This window comes from Roseobacter sp. CCS2 (assembly GCF_000169435.1).
GTDB lineage: Bacteria > Pseudomonadota > Alphaproteobacteria > Rhodobacterales > Rhodobacteraceae > Yoonia.
The window spans coordinates 244,657-259,505 of sequence record NZ_AAYB01000001.1 but is presented as its reverse complement, the minus strand read 5'-3'; the positions used below and the strand labels follow the sequence as shown (position 1 = coordinate 259,505).

Genomic DNA, 14,849 nt, shown 5'->3' with positions numbered 1-14,849 from the left:
CTTTTGGAATGGCAGCCATGCAAAATACGCATGGCTCGCACGCCAGAAGAGACATCGATCAGTTGAACTTGCCAGACTCCCACCGCAAAGATATAGGCCGCAGGTGAAACCATTCAACCTTTGTTAAGAATATGAGGCGCTTTGACCCATGCCCAAGATAAACGGTAACGAAATCCGGCCAGGCAACACTTTGGAGCATGAAGGCGGCCTTTGGGCCGCTGTAAAAGTGGACCACGTCAAGCCCGGCAAAGGCGGTGCATTTGCGCAGGTCGAGCTGAAGAACCTGCGCGACGGCCGCAAGTTGAACGAACGTTTCCGTTCTGCTGACAAGGTTGAACGTGTGCGCCTGGATCAAAAAGACCAGCAGTTTCTATTCGAAGACGGCGATATGCTGACCTTCATGGATAGTGAAACCTATGAACAAATTGCACTGCCTGCCGATATTTTGGGCGACCGCCGTCCATTTTTGCAGGACGGCATGACCGTCAAGATTGAGTATTACGGCGAAGAGGCGTTGAATGTCAGCCTGCCGCAAAAGGTCACCTGCAAGGTGGTTGAGACAGAGCCTGTCGTTAAGGGCCAGACGGCTGCGAACAGCTTTAAACCGGCCACGCTTGATAATGGTGTGCGTGTAATGATCCCGCCTTTTGTCGGGCAGGACGAAGATATCGTCGTGAACACGGAAACATTTGAATACGCTGAACGCGCGTAAACTTATTTCAGGCGGGTAAGCGTTGCATCACCTGCCTGCATCAGCCCGTCCGCGCGGTCAAAGCGCAAAAAAGCGAGGGCGTTGTCGCCTGATACCGTATAAAGCGTGCCTGCTGGTTTGCCATCCGCCGTAATGGCATCGCCGGGCATCGCGTGGCCCTTGATCGTGACTTGCGCGAGACCTTTCTTAAGGGTTGTCTTGTGCTTCATCCGGGCGACGATTTCTTGCCCCACAAAGCAGCCCTTTTTAAAGTCCACACCGTTCAGTGCTTCGAAACCTGCCTCAAGGACATAGGTATCATCGGTCAGTTCAACGCCCGTTTGCGGGATCAGATGTTTGACGCGGACTGCATCCCAATCTGTATCATTGCTGATATTGGTGTCGCCGTATGCGCGCCACCCCATCGCGTCATGCCGGGGGTCGGCGAAAGCACCTTCGGGTTTCGGGCTTGTCCCACGCGACACGACCAGATCGGTTTGTTCAATTGTCACGGCCGCCCGCAAACGGTACATCGTCAAACGTTGGCCCAGCGTTTGTGCATGTGACGTGGCCACATCAATCAGCAGTCGGTCATCCTGACCGATCACAAAGAAATCAGCGATATATTTGCCTTGTGGCGTCAATAGTGCGGTATAGATGATCGCCCCGTCGGCCTTTGTCACATCATTGGTGACCAGCCCTTGCAGGAAAGACATACGGTCATCGCCGCTGATTGAAAGAACGGTCCGTTCAGGCATCGGCTTGGCTTTCCGCTTGTGAAAACTGTAGGCGGTGCAGGTCAGCGTAGATACCGCCGCGTGCAATCAATGTTTCATGATCACCCTGATCGACAACGCGGCCTTGATCCATGACCACGATGGAGTCGGCATTGCGAATTGTTGACAGCCGGTGCGCGATCACAAGCGTGGTGCGCCCGTCTGAGAGCTTTTCCAGCGCCTTTTGCACAATGGCCTCGGATTTGGTGTCAAGCGCGCTTGTCGCCTCATCCAGCAGCAAAATAGGCGTATCGCGTAGCAGCGCACGCGCGATGGCGACACGTTGGCGTTGACCCCCTGACAGGTTCGACCCACGTGGGCCAGCGGGGCTGTCCAATCCGTTGGGCAGTGCTGGCAGAAAATCACTGACGTGGGCTGCATCCAACACGGATTGCAGATGCGCTTCATCAATGTCTTCGCGCCCCAACAAGATATTGTCGCGCAACGTTTCATCAAAAAGGGCGGCATCTTGCGTCACGACGGAAAACAGACTGCGCAGATCAGCGAGGTCATAATCTGTAATCGCCGTATCATTGATGCGAACGCTGCCGTCATTCGGCTCAATCAGTCGGGTCAGAACGTTGAAGACCGTGCTTTTGCCTGCGCCCGATGCGCCGACAAGGGCGGTTGTCTTGCCCGCCTCGGCCACAAAGGTCGCACCACGCAAGACAGGTAATTCACCATAGTTGAGGTGCGCGTTTTCAAGTGAAACGGTTGGCGAGCCTTTGGGCACGGTTTCGGCTTTTGCGGGTGACAGAATGGTCGGGTGAAGGTTCAAAACATACTGGAGCCGTTCGACACTTGCAGCGGCCATCTGCCATTGTCCGCTCATCAAGCCAAGACGGCGCAGCGGATCAAAGGCGAGGGACATCGCGGTAAAGAATGCCATGAATTCGCCGTTTGTCTTCTCGCCCGAGATAATCTCGGACCCGCCATAAAGCATGACGCCGAGAAACCCGATGCCGGTCATGATGTCGATCAAGGCTGGTACGGCCGCTTGACCATAAGAGGTCCGCATACTGGCTTGCACGCCGTCCTTGATCAGTTTGTCGTAACGTTGCGCCTGATACGTTTCCAACGCGTTCAGTTTGATCGGATTGATGCCGTGAAACACCTCATCAAGGCGGGTTGAGATATTTCCTGCAATCTCGCGGGCATTGCGTGACCTACGGCGGATATAGGCCTGTACTAGTAAGGATGGCATGATCAAAAGCGGGATGCCGATGATGGCAATCAGTGTCCACTGCCAGTCAATCCAGATGGCAACGGCAAGCAGACCAATCAGCGACACCAGATCGCGGGCGACAGCGGTCAGCAGGCTGCTCCAGACGCCGTTGATGACGCCGACATCGCCTTGCACACGTTCAATCAACTGCCCTGGCGGATGGAGCTGGAAAAACCCACTATCAAGTGACATCAGGTGCCGCAGCATATGTTTGCGCATGTCGGCTGCGGCCAGTTGTTTGACCAAGGCCATCAGAATGCGTTGTCCGGACGACGTTATCGCGCGCACAAAAAAGATACCCATGATGGCGAAGCCAACAAAGTAGAGCGCGTTTTGGTCCCCTTCGGCAAAGACATCGTCAAACATCGGCTGGATCATGCGGCTGATCAGCGCCAACATAGAGCCTTCGATCATCATCAACACGGTGGCGCCAACCAGCAACCATTTGTATTTATAAAGGTAATCACGCCACAGCCACGCGAATAGCTTGAACGCCGATTGGTCCTTTTCAGAGCCAGGTTTTGGGATGGGAGGGGGCATCAAAGGCCTTTTGCAAACTAAGCTATGCATCGTCTACGCGTAAATGGGGTGTCAGAGCAAGTTGAGCAAGGTTGACGCGGCAAAGCCCTGTATTAGTGTCCGCCTGAAGTCACACAGATGAAAGCCCTTTTCGTTATGTCATTGTCACATGGTCGCGCCTATCTTGCCATTCCTGGTCCCTCTGTCATGCCTGATGCCGTTTTACAGGCGATGCACCGCGCGTCGCCCAATATTTACGAGGGCGAACTGCATGATCTGACGGATAGCCTTGTGCCTGACCTGAAAGACATCGCAATGACGGATGCGCATGTGGCCATCTATATTGGCAACGGCCACGCCGCATGGGAGGCTGCGTTGGCCAATACACTCTCGGCTGGTGATACTGTTCTGGTACTGGCGACTGGACGCTTTTGTATCGGCTGGGGTGAGATGGCCGAGGGGATGGGGGCCAAGGTCGAAACCCTTGACTATGGTGCACAGTCGCCCATTGACCTGGCTCAGGTAGAAGAGGTGCTTGCACAGGACAATACCGGACGGATTAAGGCGGTTCTTGCGGTCCACGTGGATACATCAACCAGTGTGAAGAACGACATTGCGGGTCTGCGTGCGGTGATGGACCGTACCGGTCACCCTGCTTTGTTGATGGCCGATTGTATCGCGTCACTGGGCTGCGACCGGTTTGAAATGGACGCCTGGGGCGTCGATGTCATGGTGTCTGGTTGCCAAAAAGGGTTGATGACGCCAGCAGGTGTCAGCTTTGTCTGGTTCAACGACAAAGCCGATGCTGCGCGCGGTGATCGGGTGACGGCTTATTGGGATTGGCGGCCGCGGGTGAACCCTGACTATTATTTCAAGTACTTTGATGGGACAGCGCCCACGCATCATCTGTACGGATTGCGTACCGCACTGGATATGATCAAGGCGGAAGGACTAGAGAACGTCTTTACGCGTCACGAAAAGCTGGCTCAGATCGTCTGGGCTGCCTTTAATCAATGGTCAACGACCGGCCCCATGGCGCTGAACGTCGCTGATCCCGCCCATCGGTCGCACGCTGTGACGTCTGTTGGTATTGGGTCACCCAATGGTGATGCGTTGCGCAAATGGTGCGAAAATCAATGCGGGCTGACCCTTGGCATCGGATTGGGCCGTGATCCTGCCGACGCCTATTTTCGGATCGGTCATATGGGGCATGTGAATGCGCATATGATCATGGGGGCATTGGGTACGATTGATGCAGGGCTGAAGGCGCTGGGTATTCCGCATGGCGATGGTGCATTGACGGCTGCGGCACAGGCTTTGGCAGAACGTGCCTAGCTGTTCTTGACCCGGCCGATCCACTTGAAAAAGTGGTGCAGGCCATAGGCAGTCACTGCAACCCAGATGTAACCAGCGGCTGCTGCAATCACCCAAAAACCCATGAACAGGAACACCCAAAGCGTGCCCAAAAACGCATCGGTATAGTCTTCAACGGCTTGGATTGGGCGGTGATGCGACATCGAAACTCCTTGGCTGATATCCTAGACTAGCCAGACCGATACAAAAATCACCCTAATTTTTCGTGCACCTGCGTAAGCGCGCGAGGAAGTGCCGCTTCAAAGGCGTCTAGTTGGGCTGGCGTGCCGCAGCTGACACGGATGCAGCGGTCTTGCGGGGCCACAAAGGGCATGCGCACAAAGATGCCTTCCGCGACCAATGCGGCCAGGACCGCGCGGGCAAAATCACCGCCGCGACCACAATCAATGGTGACAAAGTTTGTGGCAGACGGCAGTGGGGTTAGCCCGTTATTTTCTGCAATATCCCCAATCCGCTGGCGCGCTTTTGCGACCTGAGATTGGACATGCGCAAGCCAGCCGGTGTCCTGTAATGCCGCAAGCGCGCCTGCCTGACTGATCCGACACATGCCAAAATGGTTGCGGACCTTGTGAAAGCCGCTGGTGACCTCTGCCGATCCGATGGCATAGCCGACGCGCGCGCCTGCCATACCGTGCGCCTTTGAGAATGTGCGCATGCGAATGACGTTCGGGGCATTGGGGTTGATCTTTGGCGCTGTCCCGTCCGGGGCAAGGTCGATATAGGCTTCGTCCAGAACCAGCATGCAGCCGGCAGGCAGGCGGTCAATCATATCTTGCATGATAGCCGCGCTGTGCCAGCTGCCCATCGGATTGTCGGGGTTGGCGATGTAGATCAGTTTGGCTGACACTTCGGTTGCTTTGGTGATCAGGGCGTTAGGGTCTTCGTGGTCATCTTCATAGGGGACCGTGTGCAATGCGCCGCCAAAACCGGCCACATGGTAGTTGAAGGTTGGGTAGGCGCCTGCGGACGTCACGACCGCATCGCCTGCATCCACATAAAGCCTGACCAACAATCCCAAGAGCGCATCAATGCCTTCGCCGACCATGATATTGTCGGGCGTCACGTTGTGATGCGCGGCAAGCGCTTGGCGCAAATCATGGCTTTCCGGGTCGCCGTACATCCATGCCTCACCTGCGGCTTTTTGCATCGCAGTGATGGCTTTGGGCGAGGGCCCGAAGGCGCTTTCGTTGGCACCAAGGCGTGCGGCAAAAGGGCGGCCCATTTGCCGTTCTTGCGCTTCTGGCCCTACGAAGGGGACAGAGGCTGGCAACGATTGGGCAAGGGCGGTCAGCGTTGGTTTTGTCATGACGCCAGATAACCGGCTGCTTGAATTTTGTGCAACCGTTCATATATGAGAATGGTTCGCAACAAAGGAGCGGCCCCATGAAGATGAGTAGACGCGGATTTTTAGCCAGTTCCGGGGCCGCCCTTGCCGTGCGGTCTGTGCCGCAGATTGCGGGCAAGGTCAGCGGACGGCGTGTTTTGACGCTGGTCTATGATAAAGCGCTGGGCATGATGCGCGCGGTTGAGCGTGTGGTGCCATAAGGGCCGCAAGTAATGCGCCCTTATGGCTGCGATCTATCCGATCTCTTGCAGGCGCGCGATGGCGGCTTTCAGCTGCGCCTCTTCGTTTTCGCGCAAGGCGAGGTTGGCTTTGGCTTCTGCCACAACCTCATCCGGGGCGGAGGCTACGAATTTAGGGTTGTTGAGGCGTCCGCGTAGGCCGCCCAGCTCTTTGCCCAGTTTCTGCATTGTTTTCTCAAGGCGTGCGATTTCTTCGCCAACGTCAATCAGGTCCGCCAGTGGAATGCCGAAGGTGCCGCCGTCCATGGGGATGATGACGCAGCCTTTGGGGAAGGCGTCGATGTGTGACAGGCTCTCGATCCGCGCAAGGCGTTGGATCAGCACATGGTTGTTGTCCCATGCGGATTGGCCTTTCGCGTCCAGCCCGGTGACCAGCAGCGGTACTTTCGCACCTGCTGGCACATGCACCTGCGCGCGGGCGGAGCGGACGTTGTCGATCAGATCAATGACCCAGTTCATTTCACGATCGGCGTCTGCGTCGACCAGTTCCGCCGCTGAGTATGTCGGCCAATCGGCGTGCACCAGCATCTTTTTGCGGTTCTCGGCCAGTTGCCACAGCTCTTCGGTGATGAAGGGCATGATCGGGTGCAGCAGGATCAGGCATTGGTCCAGCACCCAGCGCAGGGTTTGTTCGGTCTCGGCCTTTGCCGCAGCGTCATCGCCTTGCAGGATGGGTTTTGAAAACTCCAGATACCAGTCGCAGACCTTACCCCATGTGAAGGCATAAAGCGCGTCGGCGGCGTCGTTGAAACGGTAGGCCGCCATCGCGGCATCGACGACCTCGCGGACTTTGCCGGTTTCGCCAATGATCCATTTGTTCAGTGTCTGGGTCGCGTCAGGCCGCGCTGCGTCGCCGGGGTAGGCGATCTGATAGTGGTCGGCAAAGCTGAACGCGTTCCACAGTTTCGTTCCGAAATTGCGGTAACCTTTGATCCGATCCTCAGAGATTTTCAGCACACCACCCAAGGCCGCCATCTGCGCGTTGGAAAAGCGCAGGGCGTCGGCACCGTAAGCGTCGATCATATCCAGCGGGTCGATGACATTGCCCTTGGTCTTGGACATCTTTTCGCCTTTGGCGTCGCGGACCAATTGGTGCAGATAGACGGTGTGGAACGGGTCTTGTTCCAGCACGGCTTGGGACATCATCATCATGCGGGCGACCCAGAAGAACAGGATGTCCTGTCCGGTGACGAGGACATCGCCGGGGAAGTATTTCATCGCCTCGTCGTCCGCAGGCCAGCCGAGGGTGCCGAAAGGCCAGAGGCCGGAGGAGAACCATGTGTCGAGGACGTCGGGGTCCCGCCAGATTGGATAAACAGAATTGTCTTTATCTAGTAGCTTGATTGCTGCTTCTTTGTTTGCGACCTCAACAACAGTTCTTCGTTTTGGTGCAAACCCAGTCGCGTATGCGGAAGCTTTTTCGGACGCATGTTCGAGGTTGATGGCGCAAAAGTCAGTGACATTTCTCAGTCGTGCGCCCGTAGCATCTTCTTTTTGGGAGTCGTTCACTTGATCCGTAGCGAACACGAGAATTTTTTCGCCGTCGACCTCGAGCCTATGAAACTGCAAGCCATACCAAACCGGTATCTGATGCCCCCACCACAGCTGGCGCGAGATGCACCAAGGCTCGATATTCTCAAGCCAGTGGTAATACACCTTCTCGCCGCTTTCGGGCATGATCTTGGTGCGGCCTTCTTTGACCGCGTCCAGTGCGGGGCCGACGATTTTGGCGGTGTCGACGAACCATTGGTCGGTCAGCATCGGCTCAATCACCACTTTGGAGCGGTCGCCGAAAGGCTGCATGATCTTTTTGTCTTCGACGTAAGGCACGGTTGTTTCCACCTCTTCGCCTTCGTCGTTCTTGACCATCTTGGTGGTCATCACTGCGTTGCCCTCTGACGTGATGTCAGCGACCACGCGTTTGCGCGCCTCGAACCGGTCCAAACCGCGGTATTCTTCAGGCACCATGTTCATCGCGGCGATCATCGCCTCGTCAAATTTTTGCTCGCCGTTCGCAATGGCTTGGGCCGTTGCGGCTTCTTCCACGTACGGCTTCCCGTCAGCGCGCATCGCCCCTTTGGTGTCCATCAGGTTGTACATCGGGATGCCGCCGCGCTTGGCGACTTCGTAGTCGTTGAAGTCATGCGCGCCGGTGATTTTCACCGCACCAGAACCGAAATTCATATCAGGGTAGGGGTCGGTGATAATCGGGATCAGGCGGCGTTGTTCTTTCGGCCCAACAGGGATTTCGCACAGCTTGCCAACGATGGGCGCATAGCGTTCGTCGTCTTTGTGCACGGCAACCGCACCATCACCCAGCATCGTCTCTGGCCGGGTCGTAGCGATGGAAATGTAGTCGCGCACCTCACGCAGGGTGACGTTGCCGTCTTCGTCTTTTTCGACATATTCATAGGTCTCGCCACCGGCCAGCGGGTATTTGAAGTGCCACATGTGGCCGTTGACCTCGATGTTCTCGACCTCAAGGTCGGAAATCGCAGTTTCAAAATGCGGGTCCCAGTTGACCAAGCGCTTGCCGCGATAGATCAGGCCTTTGTTGTACATCTCGACAAAGACTTTAAGGACGGCATCGTGGAAATTGCCGGGTTTTTCACCCGCAGGCGCGCTTTCGGCCCCTGACATGGTAAAGGCCGAGCGGGACCAATCCATACTGTCGCCCAGACGGCGCGCCTGTTGTTCGATCTGCCCGCCATTGGCCTCTTTCCATTCCCAGACCTTTTCGAGGAACGTGTCGCGCCCGAGTTCGGTGCGCTTTGGCTGACCTTTTGCAGCAAGGTCTTTTTCCACCATCAATTGCGTGGCAATCCCCGCATGATCCAGCCCCGGCTGCCACAGCGTGTCATAGCCCTGCATCCGCTTCCACCGGGTCAGCATATCCATGATCGTGTGGTTGAATGCGTGGCCGACGTGCAGATGCCCGGTCACGTTGGGGGGCGGCAACATGATGCAAAAGGTTTCATCCCGTGAGGCATTGGCCCCGGCTTTGAACGCACCGGCGTTTTCCCACATCTGATAGATGCGGGGTTCGGCTGTTTTGGCGTCAAATGTCTTTTCCATCGGCATCGGTTTGGTCCTTGCTGTCTGCACAGGCCAGATAACGCGCAGATGGGGCAAGGGAAAGGGGGCAGGCCCGGTTGATGCCCCACAACATGCCGAAAGCGCACAAAGACTTGATCTGGCTAGACTTGGGGCCGCAGCCCGTTAGGTTGCGATGCACATGAAATGAGTGACACGATGAAAACGGTCGATAGCCAGCCTTTTCGCATCAAAAGGAAACGCCATGCCACTGCGTGATTGGTTCTTTGGCCTTTTCGGCAGGCGGGCCCGTACCGAAGAAAGCGGGGTACGTGGGCGCGGGCCTGCGACCCATGTCGTTATTCTTGATGGGACGATGTCATCGCTTGCACCGGGTTATGAGACGAACGCAGGATTAACGTTCAAGCTGCTCAATGAAGTGAGCAGATCAGCCAATCTAACGGTGCATTACGAGGCGGGCATCCAATGGCGTGATTGGTCGAACACATGGGATGTCATGACCGGCAGGGGGATCAATCGCCAGATTGAGCGGGCTTATGGTGTGGTCGCGACACGGTACCGGGCAGGCGACAAGATCATCCTGATCGGGTATTCGCGCGGCGCTTACGCGGTCAGGTCATTGGCTGGCGTGATTGACTTGGTTGGTCTGGTCAAGTCCGATTGCGCGACCGTCAGGGTTATCCGTCAAGCCTATCGTCATTATCGCAGTGGCGCGCGCAGCCCTGTCGCACAAGCATTTCGCGATCATCATTGCCACCCCAATGCCGAGGTTGAGGCGGTGGCGGTTTGGGATACGGTCAAAGCACTGGGGTTACGCCTGCCGATTGTCTGGCGCTGGGGGCAGGCGCAGCATGATTTTCACAACCATGCGCTTGGCAGCCATATCCGTAACGGTTTTCACGCGCTGGCCATTGATGAAAGGCGCGCCGCCTATGCGCCAATCATGTGGCAATGCCCAGTCGGGTGGGACGGCCATATGGAACAGGTCTGGTTTCGGGGCAATCATGGCGATGTCGGTGGGCAAGTCTGGCAGCACCCGGAAGCACGCCCTTTGGCAAATATACCGTTGGTCTGGATGCTGGAACGGCTGTCGGCCTGTGGTGTGCCTTTGCCCGACTATTGGCACAGCCGGTTTCCCCAGAATGTAAATGCACCATCGATCGGCAATTGGCGTGGCTGGGCGAAAATATTTTTGGCGCGACGCAAGCGTGTCGTTGGCAAATGCCGCTCAGAACGGCTGCATGAAAGTATCAGTGGTGAAGTGCCGGAGTTGTCAGTCGCCCCGGAGCTTCATAATCAGACAAGTGGCTGAGCCGGTGGCATAAAGTTTATCCGTTTCCGCATCGCGTATTTCGCCATGTGCCACACCGGTTGATCGCCCAGCGTGCGTGATAGTGCCAATGGCGCGAATTTCACGACCAACCGGGATCGCGCCGACCATATTCACCTTGTATTCGAGCGTTGTGTAAACAGACCCTTTGGGTGTGGCAGTCATCACAGCGCAGGACATGCAGGAATCAAGCAAGGTACCATACCAACCGCCATGCACCCCGCCCGCGGGATTGGTGTGTTGGAATTCTGGGGTGCCGCGGAAAATGATTTCGCCTGTTTCTACTTTCTCAAGCTGATAGTTCATGAGGGCCGAAATCGGCGGACGCGAGATTTGCCCGTCGCGCATCGCCTGCATGAATGCGAGGCCCGACATCGAAAGCGTCGTTTCAAGGTCAGGCATCTGGTCGGGGGACGTGGCTGTGAACATGCGGCCGAAGCTGGCCGGTTATGCCACGTTTTGCAACCGCACTTTCGGCGTAACACCCAAAGCGTGGCAGATATCGCGGGTCAGCTCGGGCCGGTTGAGCGTATAGAAATGCAGATGCTCTACACCGCCTTGCAGCAAGTCATCGCACAACTCGGTCGCGATGGCGGTGGCCAACAGCTCTGTGGTGCCGTCGCGGGTTGCATTTGAAAAGGCGTCGTGCACGACTTGCGGGATATGCGTGCCACATTGTTGGGCAAAGCGCTGCGTTCCCGTCCAGTTTTCGATTGGCAAGATACCGGGAATGATCGGCGCGTCGATCCCTGCTTTCACGCAGGCGTCGCGGAACCGAAAGAATGTGTCGGCTTCAAAAAAGAACTGCGTGATGGCAGAGGTCGCGCCTGCATCGAATTTGCGTTTAAGGTAAGCGATATCAGTGGCTTGATCTGCGGCCTCGGGGTGTTTTTCGGGGTATGCGCCGACGCGAATGTTGAACGTTTCAAGTGCTGCAAGCCCTTCGATCAACGCAACTGAACTGTCAAACCCTTGCGGATGCGGGCTAAATTTTTCAACGTTTTTCGGCGCGTCGCCCCGCAGTGCCACGATGTCCGTCACGCCTGCATCTGCATAACCTTTTGCGATGTCCAGCGTTTCCGCCTTGGTGGCATCAACGCAGGTCAGGTGGGCGGCGACAGTCAGGCCGCTTGTTTTATGAATGGTTGTCACGGCTTCATGCGTCAGTTGACGTGTTGTCCCACCTGCACCGTAGGTGACGGAGACAAAGGTTGGGTCAAGCGGCGCAAGTGTGTTGACGCAATCCCAAAGCCGAAATGACCCTTCCAATGATTTGGGTGGGAAGAATTCGAATGAAACCGATGGGACAGTCATGGATGCACCTCTTGCTTGCGCTGCCCTTGTCCCATGGCTATGAAGTTGAGACAAATTCATAAACCTCACTAAGGTCATGAAACCTGCTCACATATGCATATTGAATTTCGACATCTGCGCACGATCAAGGCAATCCATGATACCGGGGGCTTGGCCCGTGCGGCTGATCAGTTGCATATCACGCAATCGGCCCTGTCCCACCAGATCAAAGGGATCGAGGATCAGGCCGGGGTTGAGTTGTTTGTTCGCCGTTCCAAGCCATTGAAGCTATCTGCTGCGGGGATGAAAATGCTTGCGGCGGCAGAGCGGATTTTGCCGCAGGTCGCTGCGTTGGAGGCAGAATTTGCTGGCCTTGTTGCGGGCAGTGCGGGGCGTTTGCATATCGCCATCGAGTGTCACGCCTGTTTCGAATGGCTATTTCCGGTGTTGGAACAGTTTCGCAAAGCCTGGCCCGAGGTTGATGTCGATATCCGGCCGGGGTTGGCGTTTGATGCCTTGCCTGCACTGCGTAAGGAAGAGGTGGACTTGGTCGTCTCTTCCGATCCCGAAGACCTGCCAGAGACCGATTTCACCCCGCTTTTTGATTACGAGCCGGTCTTTGTTGCCGCAGCGAACCATCCTTTGGCCCAAAAAGATATCATCGAAGCAGAAGATTTTCGTGGCGAAACCTTGATCACGTATCCCGTTGATCGGGCGCGGTTGGATATCTTTTCTCAGTTGTTGACGCCCGCCAAAGTGGAACCCGCCGCGGTGCGCCAGGTTGAGTTGACGGCTGTCATCCTGCTTTTGGTGGCGTCAAACCGTGGCGTTGCCGTGTTGCCGGATTGGGTTGTGAACGAAGTGCGCTACAACTCCGATTACGTGACCCGCCCGTTGACAAAAGACGGGATCACACGCCGGCTGTTTGCCGCGACACGGCAAGAAGACACAAGTCGTCCTTATATGGCGCATCTGATCCGGCTGGCGCGGCAAGAAGCCGTCAAACTGCAACGCACGCCTTAAGCGACGGATTGATTACTGGCCGGACGACGCTGCGCGTACCCACCCGACGATAGACGCAAATGCGTCTCTTCAAGCGGCAATGCCGCACCGTAGAAAAACCCTTGCACGTATTTGCATCCCATGTCGCGCAGCATATCGCGTTGCTGGGCGGTTTCGACACCTTCGGCGATCAGTTCAACCTGCAGGCCTTTGGTGATGGTTACCAAACCTTCGATCAGGATTTTGGCGGCTGGATCAATGCCCAAGTCCCTTACAAAGCCGGTATCAAGTTTGAGTTCATCAAATTCGAGTTCTTTCAGGTGCTGAAGTGATGCGTACCCCGTTCCGAAATCGTCCAAAGAGATGCGCACGCCCGCCTGCCGAAACAGACGGATTGATCGCCGGATGATATCGCTTGCTCGTGCGATAAAGATGTCTTCAGTAATTTCAAACGTCAGATGCGGGCGCAACTCCGGGTAGCGGTCGATGATGGCGAACAGTTCTTTGCGCCCCATAAGTGTTGCCATTGCCACCTCGGACATATTGATCGAAACCTGGCCGGGGTCCAATCCATCCTCAACCAGTATCGCCAGATCCTTCATCACATGTTTGGCAGTATGCGCCATAAACGTACCTTGTAACGCCAACTCATTGATCATGGGTAGAAAATGGGATGGTGATAGGGTGCCCCGCGTTGGATGTTCCCAACGCGACAATGCCTCAAATCCAACAATCTGGCCTGTTTCGATACTGATCTTGGGTTGGTAATACGGAATGATCTGTCCGCTTTCCATCGCCTCGACCAGGATGCGCCGGTCTTCTAGGGTGGGACGCACCGGAAAGGCGCTTTTGTCGTAGATATTCAGTTGTTTTTCAGGATCTTGTTTCGCCAGATACATCGCCTGATCGGCACCTGACAGCAGTTCTGGCGGGTTGCTGGCATCGGGGCCTTGCCGCGCAATGCCAACACTGACGCCGACGTCCAGTTTCTTTTGTCCAAAAGGAATAGTCTCGCTTAGTTTTGCGATGATTTCCGTGGCAAGCGCGCGGGCCTGTTTGACGGATGTAACATTCGCGGTCAGCACTGCGAATTCGTCACCGCCGACGCGCGCGACCCGGTCGCCCCTGTTGGCGAGCGCTTCGAGGCGTGTTCCAACGGCCCGCAGAACGGCATCACCTGCCTCGTGACCATAGCTGTCGTTGATGGGTTTGAACCCGTCCAAATCAATCAAAAATACTGTCACACCCTGTTTGTTGGCGTGTTGATGCATCATGCTTTGCACAACCTCATCAAAGGCGCGGCGGTTCATCAGGCCAGTCAGACTGTCACTGCGCGATAGCCGTTCAAGATCCACCAGTCTTGCGTTGGCTTCCTGTCGGGCGCGTTCAAGGGCTTGGTGTGTGTCCTTTTGCAGGTTCATCGTATCAAAGGTGTTCACGATATAGACGCCGGTAAGAATGGCAGTAAGCAGCCAGTAAAGTTGGCGACCTTCGAATGCTGGATTTTGTGACAGCCCCCAAAGCATAAAGAATATTGTTCCGAATGCGACGGTCATCTGGCTCCAGTTATAGACTGGCAGTAGTCCGAACGTGTTACTGACGTGCACGTATATTCCGAAGATCCACAGATAGGCGATTATGATAAATGGCAGCGTATCACTTTGCGCTAAAATGATCGCAAAGCTTAAAAACGGAAACATGGCGGCCCAATTCACCCCAAACACCGCGATAGCGCTTTGCAGGCTGAGCCGTTTTTCAAATTGAGATGCGCGTTTATTAAGAGGATAGGCAAGGATTTCCAACAAGACGACGAAAAAACCAGCAATCGCACCTTGAAGGCCAAACCCTGCAATAATGCAGATACTGACCATCAAAAGCGCGGACGCCACCCGTTTGGCCACATCCCGCCCCGAGATATGTCCAGCGATTTGTGTTTGGTGCAGAAAATGATCAATCTGTTTTTGTTGCATGCCATCTTTCACGTCTATGCGTGACGGTATG

General features: G+C 55.7%; 13 protein-coding genes. 5 read left to right on the top strand and 8 right to left on the bottom strand.

The genetic code is table 11. The features are described 5' to 3' along the window. Nucleotides 1-148: 148 nt before the first annotated feature. The gene (efp, locus tag RCCS2_RS01330) at nucleotides 149-712 is read left to right on the top strand and encodes an elongation factor P (protein WP_008230718.1); all 564 of its coding nucleotides are present in this window, start codon (nucleotides 149-151) and stop codon (nucleotides 710-712) included. A 2-nt stretch (nucleotides 713-714) separates the two neighbouring features. Here the strand turns inward: efp and ygfZ are convergent, their stop codons facing one another. Both ygfZ and RCCS2_RS01320 read right to left on the bottom strand, forming a co-directional pair. After that, complete coding sequence (gene ygfZ / locus RCCS2_RS01325; RefSeq protein ID WP_008230717.1) at nucleotides 715-1,449, bottom strand: CAF17-like 4Fe-4S cluster assembly/insertion protein YgfZ; 735 nt, start codon at nucleotides 1,447-1,449, stop codon at nucleotides 715-717. Beyond that, complete coding sequence (locus RCCS2_RS01320; protein ID WP_008230716.1) at nucleotides 1,442-3,232, bottom strand: ABC transporter ATP-binding protein; 1,791 nt, start codon at nucleotides 3,230-3,232, stop codon at nucleotides 1,442-1,444. The genes ygfZ and RCCS2_RS01320 overlap by 8 nt, the downstream gene beginning before the upstream one ends. Before the next feature lie 117 nt (nucleotides 3,233-3,349). Between RCCS2_RS01320 and RCCS2_RS01315 the strand changes: the two genes are divergently transcribed. After that, nucleotides 3,350-4,546, top strand: a complete 1,197-nt coding sequence (locus tag RCCS2_RS01315) for a pyridoxal-phosphate-dependent aminotransferase family protein (protein WP_008230714.1) — start codon at nucleotides 3,350-3,352, stop codon at nucleotides 4,544-4,546. On the opposite strand, the gene RCCS2_RS01310 is transcribed toward RCCS2_RS01315, so the two are convergent. Together RCCS2_RS01310 and RCCS2_RS01305 are read right to left on the bottom strand one after the other, a co-directional pair. Next, nucleotides 4,543-4,728, bottom strand: a complete 186-nt coding sequence (locus RCCS2_RS01310) for a hypothetical protein (RefSeq protein ID WP_008230713.1) — start codon at nucleotides 4,726-4,728, stop codon at nucleotides 4,543-4,545. The two genes, RCCS2_RS01315 and RCCS2_RS01310, sit on opposite strands and share 4 nt — an antisense overlap. 47 nt (nucleotides 4,729-4,775) lie before the next feature. Beyond that, a complete protein-coding gene (locus RCCS2_RS01305) occupies nucleotides 4,776-5,891 on the bottom strand; it encodes a pyridoxal phosphate-dependent aminotransferase (RefSeq protein ID WP_008230712.1) in 1,116 nt (371 codons plus the stop codon). Nucleotides 5,892-5,968: 77 nt separating this feature from the next. On the opposite strand from RCCS2_RS01305, the gene RCCS2_RS01300 reads away from it, so the two are divergent. Next, nucleotides 5,969-6,130, top strand: a complete 162-nt coding sequence (locus RCCS2_RS01300) for a hypothetical protein (protein WP_008230711.1) — start codon at nucleotides 5,969-5,971, stop codon at nucleotides 6,128-6,130. A 33-nt stretch (nucleotides 6,131-6,163) separates the two neighbouring features. On the opposite strand, the gene RCCS2_RS01295 is transcribed toward RCCS2_RS01300, so the two are convergent. Further along, nucleotides 6,164-9,250, bottom strand: coding sequence for a valine--tRNA ligase (locus RCCS2_RS01295; RefSeq protein WP_037292992.1), 3,087 nt, complete (start codon nucleotides 9,248-9,250; stop codon nucleotides 6,164-6,166). A 217-nt stretch (nucleotides 9,251-9,467) separates the two neighbouring features. Here RCCS2_RS01295 and RCCS2_RS01290 point away from each other — a divergent pair, with 217 nt between their 5' ends. Further along, nucleotides 9,468-10,535: a DUF2235 domain-containing protein gene (locus RCCS2_RS01290; protein WP_008230709.1), complete on the top strand. Its 1,068-nt coding sequence runs from the start codon at nucleotides 9,468-9,470 to the stop codon at nucleotides 10,533-10,535. On the opposite strand, the gene RCCS2_RS01285 is transcribed toward RCCS2_RS01290, so the two are convergent. Together RCCS2_RS01285 and metF are read right to left on the bottom strand one after the other, a co-directional pair. Further along, nucleotides 10,497-10,982, bottom strand: a complete 486-nt coding sequence (locus tag RCCS2_RS01285) for a PaaI family thioesterase (RefSeq protein ID WP_008230708.1) — start codon at nucleotides 10,980-10,982, stop codon at nucleotides 10,497-10,499. The genes RCCS2_RS01290 and RCCS2_RS01285 overlap by 39 nt on opposite strands. Before the next feature lie 18 nt (nucleotides 10,983-11,000). Then, the gene (gene metF, locus RCCS2_RS01280; RefSeq protein WP_008230707.1) at nucleotides 11,001-11,867 is read right to left on the bottom strand and encodes a methylenetetrahydrofolate reductase [NAD(P)H]; all 867 of its coding nucleotides are present in this window, start codon (nucleotides 11,865-11,867) and stop codon (nucleotides 11,001-11,003) included. A gap of 93 nt (nucleotides 11,868-11,960) precedes the next feature. Here metF and RCCS2_RS01275 point away from each other — a divergent pair, with 93 nt between their 5' ends. After that, nucleotides 11,961-12,869: a LysR family transcriptional regulator gene (locus RCCS2_RS01275; protein WP_008230706.1), complete on the top strand. Its 909-nt coding sequence runs from the start codon at nucleotides 11,961-11,963 to the stop codon at nucleotides 12,867-12,869. Here the strand turns inward: RCCS2_RS01275 and RCCS2_RS17785 are convergent. Then, a complete protein-coding gene (locus RCCS2_RS17785; RefSeq protein WP_050770764.1) occupies nucleotides 12,866-14,818 on the bottom strand; it encodes a putative bifunctional diguanylate cyclase/phosphodiesterase in 1,953 nt (650 codons plus the stop codon). The two genes, RCCS2_RS01275 and RCCS2_RS17785, sit on opposite strands and share 4 nt — an antisense overlap. Nucleotides 14,819-14,849: the final 31 nt, after the last annotated feature.

Excerpts from the sequence above, each read along its gene's own strand:
- efp (WP_008230718.1), top strand. The coding sequence starts at position 149 with ATGCCCAAGATAAACGGTAACGAAATCCGGCCAGGCAACACTTTGGAG.
- ygfZ (WP_008230717.1), bottom strand. The coding sequence starts at position 1,449 with ATGCCTGAACGGACCGTTCTTTCAATCAGCGGCGATGACCGTATGTCT.
- RCCS2_RS01320 (WP_008230716.1), bottom strand. The coding sequence starts at position 3,232 with ATGCCCCCTCCCATCCCAAAACCTGGCTCTGAAAAGGACCAATCGGCG.
- RCCS2_RS01315 (WP_008230714.1), top strand. The coding sequence starts at position 3,350 with ATGAAAGCCCTTTTCGTTATGTCATTGTCACATGGTCGCGCCTATCTT.
- RCCS2_RS01310 (WP_008230713.1), bottom strand. The coding sequence starts at position 4,728 with ATGTCGCATCACCGCCCAATCCAAGCCGTTGAAGACTATACCGATGCG.
- RCCS2_RS01305 (WP_008230712.1), bottom strand. The coding sequence starts at position 5,891 with ATGACAAAACCAACGCTGACCGCCCTTGCCCAATCGTTGCCAGCCTCT.
- RCCS2_RS01300 (WP_008230711.1), top strand. The coding sequence starts at position 5,969 with ATGAAGATGAGTAGACGCGGATTTTTAGCCAGTTCCGGGGCCGCCCTT.
- RCCS2_RS01295 (WP_037292992.1), bottom strand. The coding sequence starts at position 9,250 with ATGCCGATGGAAAAGACATTTGACGCCAAAACAGCCGAACCCCGCATC.
- RCCS2_RS01290 (WP_008230709.1), top strand. The coding sequence starts at position 9,468 with ATGCCACTGCGTGATTGGTTCTTTGGCCTTTTCGGCAGGCGGGCCCGT.
- RCCS2_RS01285 (WP_008230708.1), bottom strand. The coding sequence starts at position 10,982 with ATGTTCACAGCCACGTCCCCCGACCAGATGCCTGACCTTGAAACGACG.
- metF (WP_008230707.1), bottom strand. The coding sequence starts at position 11,867 with ATGACTGTCCCATCGGTTTCATTCGAATTCTTCCCACCCAAATCATTG.
- RCCS2_RS01275 (WP_008230706.1), top strand. The coding sequence starts at position 11,961 with ATGCATATTGAATTTCGACATCTGCGCACGATCAAGGCAATCCATGAT.
- RCCS2_RS17785 (WP_050770764.1), bottom strand. The coding sequence starts at position 14,818 with ATGCAACAAAAACAGATTGATCATTTTCTGCACCAAACACAAATCGCT.